The following is a 2,968-nucleotide window of genomic DNA, read 5'->3' on the forward strand; positions in this document are numbered from 1 at the left end:
TGAAAAAGAAGAATGGTACTGGGCACAGCACTAAGCAGCTGTACTCGGCACTTTTCTTTATAAATTGTGTCCACTTTATTGACTATAGTCCATTCTTTAAACACCTGCTCATCAAACACAGTCACTCTATTCATCTGCTCTAATCTTCCGCACAGTTTTTGCGTGTAGTAGTCATAGGTGTTTTCTTGTGTATTTAAATACTTTAGTGCCGCACGTTTTAGCACTAACTGAAGCAACTCCTGCTGGTCATATTCTAATTCACCACTCTCCATCTTTTTAATCTCTCGATCAACACCTTTATATCTGGTGCTTTCTTTTATAAACTCTTTTTTAAGTGGCATTGTTAAAATGTCGGGGTTTTGTATCAGCCTGTTTAATATTATCATAAAGCCATAACTTACTTGTTCCTCTGTCACATGGATGTTTCTGCAGTCAATTCTGCTTTTGTTTGAAATATGCTTTGCACAATCCCATAAGAAGGCTTTCTTTTTTCTTCCGATTTTTCTCTTGTATCTTTTGTACTCTCTGCCGCATTCTCCACAAACCAGCATATCTTTAAGAAAATACTTTTCTTGATCTGCCAATGATGTGTAAACATCATCCTTACCAATCTTCTTTAATCGTTTTTCTCTAATTTCTTGTGCTTTTAAGTATACCTCTTTGCTGATTAGCTGAGGATACAAGCTATCTCCCATATACTTTGGATTAGTTAATAAAGTCTTCATATAACTGGATTTGATAGTCGGTAAAGGCAGTTGTTTTTTTTCTGCATACTGGATTAATTCAGGTAATAATTTGTACTGTGGTATTCCATTGATATAGTCATCAAATAACTTTTGTACATATAATCTTTCTGTCTGTTCCACAACAGCAATGCCTTTTTCCATTCGATATCCGTATAGTATTCGCCCAGTCATCTGCACTCCCCCTATGCGCTATAATATTCTGTCAGCATCAAACCATTTCTTAATATAAATACCAACTCATTGTTTGGCTCTACCACAATTTTTTCTACTATGCTAAGAAATACTTCTGAACTATATTCTTCCAAGAAATTTGGTCCTGTTTTTATCAGTTCAATCAATTGCTTTGTTTTTATGATCTCTGCTTGTATTTCTTCAGGATTTTCATAATCTTTAATTTGTTCTTTCAAGTCATCTATTTTTATTTTTACACAAGTGCTTTGTTCCATATAAAAAGCAGAGTCGATACATTGTTTTGCCATTGCCTGGTTCAATAATCGACTCTGCTTTGATAATTCCGCTATTTGATTTTCCAAATTCTCTATCTTTTCCTTTGTTTCACAACTTACTTTTGTTCGTTCCAATGTTTCCACAATGGGATACAGCAATTCTTTATATGAATTCTGCAGTTTATTCCACATGGTAACAAATCTGGTTTTGATCAATTCTTCATCTACTGCCTTCATTGGACAATAGTCTTTTGATTCAATATGCTCTTTGCAGCACCACTGATATTTTTTAATACCATTCTTTTTTGTATCCGTATGCCTTCTAAAATTCGATCCACAGCTCCCACAAACGATTTTTCCAGTAAAATCATACCTTTTACTGTTATCCACATTTTTTCGTTCTCGATATGCAAACAGATTTTGTACATTCTCAAACTCCGCTTTTGACACAATTGGCTCATGATTATCTTCTATCAGATACATAGCTCGTTCCCCATGATTTGCTTTTTGTTTAAACGGGAACCCCGTGGTATAGTATTTTTGGTACAGCATATCTCCACTATAAATTGTATTCTTCAGCATATCTCTTACTGTATGGGCACTCCATCTTGTACTTCCTGTACTGGTTTGCACTCGCATTTGTGTCAGTTTTTTCGCAATGCTCCAAGCTCCATTTCCACTTAAATACTCGTCATAGATAAACTTTACAATTTCTCCAGTAGTATCAATCACGATCTGGTTTTGCTCATTTCTGCAATATCCATAAGCTACATTTCCGACATTATAACTGCCTTCCAAAAATTTCTTCTGTATAGACCATCTTTCGTTTGTTGATATACTTTCCGATTCCGCCTGTGCGACTGCAGAGAAAATGGTCAGTAGCAGTTCACTTTGATCCGTAAGTGTATTTATGCCGCCTTCTTCAAAATATACACCAACATTAAGCGCCTTTAGCTTTCTGACTGCACTTACACTTTCCATTGCATTACGACCAAATCTGGTTATGCTCTTTGCCATAATCAGGTCAATTTGTCCATTTTCGCAATCCTGAAGCATTTTCTGAAAGCCTGCTCTTCCTTCAAATGTTGTGCCGCTTTTGGCATAGTCTGCGTATATTCCTACGAAAATCCAGCCATGCGTCTGCTTTATTTTTGATTCAAAATAATCTTTCTGTGCTACATATGATCCCATTTGTTCTGCCTTATCAGTACTGACACGACAATACGCACAAACTCTGATTCCTATTTTACTGGCACTTTCTTTTGTAACTGGCTGAATTACTTTTACTTGCTGATTCATAGTCTTCCTCCTTTCCTTTTTTCAGAACAGACAATACCATGAAAGCTCATACACATCTATTCCTTTTTTAACTTACTTTTGAAAAAAAGGGCTGATACTTTTCAATATTCAACGCATCAATTTTTTCATACTGTTCATATGTAATGAAGTTCCTTTGAAGCATTTGATTCAACAGTTCTTTTGACATCTGATAGAATAGTTCATTCCGAGTTTGTTCTTCTGTCATACAAAATCCTCCTTTCCGTTTTGCTATTTTTTATTTCTACTTTGAAATGACAAAATAAAAATGAAAAATAACAAAACTAAGCCGCATGATCCTCATACGGCTTAGTGTAATACTCTGATTTAATTTGCCGTATTTGACACTACTTCCCCGGCATTGGGCAGCAATATAAACTGTGCTTGGCTGCACACATAGGCTTTTCACCTCCCCCGTCATGCGGGCTGCCGTCCTTGCGATGTCTGGGACTCGGCAGA

The 2,968-nt window shown here is 36.1% G+C and carries 3 protein-coding genes; all 3 read right to left on the reverse strand.

The features are described from left to right. On the reverse strand, window positions 1–917 hold a 917-nt coding region (locus BUB35_RS17975; RefSeq protein ID WP_072853981.1), incomplete at its 3' end, for a recombinase zinc beta ribbon domain-containing protein. 11 nt (window positions 918–928) lie between these two features. Next, complete coding sequence (locus tag BUB35_RS17980) at window positions 929–2,491, reverse strand: recombinase family protein (RefSeq protein ID WP_072853983.1); 1,563 nt, start codon at window positions 2,489–2,491, stop codon at window positions 929–931. A gap of 67 nt (window positions 2,492–2,558) precedes the next feature. After that, window positions 2,559–2,717, reverse strand: a complete 159-nt coding sequence (locus BUB35_RS19165; protein WP_159432917.1) for an SHOCT domain-containing protein — start codon at window positions 2,715–2,717, stop codon at window positions 2,559–2,561. Window positions 2,718–2,968: the final 251 nt, after the last annotated feature.

The organism is Anaerotignum lactatifermentans DSM 14214 (assembly GCF_900142265.1).
GTDB lineage: Bacteria > Bacillota > Clostridia > Lachnospirales > Anaerotignaceae > Anaerotignum > Anaerotignum lactatifermentans.

Coding starts and splice junctions, on each gene's coding strand:
- BUB35_RS17980 (WP_072853983.1), bottom strand. CDS start 2,491: ATGAATCAGCAAGTAAAAGTAATTCAGCCAGTTACAAAAGAAAGTGCC.
- BUB35_RS19165 (WP_159432917.1), bottom strand. CDS start 2,717: ATGACAGAAGAACAAACTCGGAATGAACTATTCTATCAGATGTCAAAA.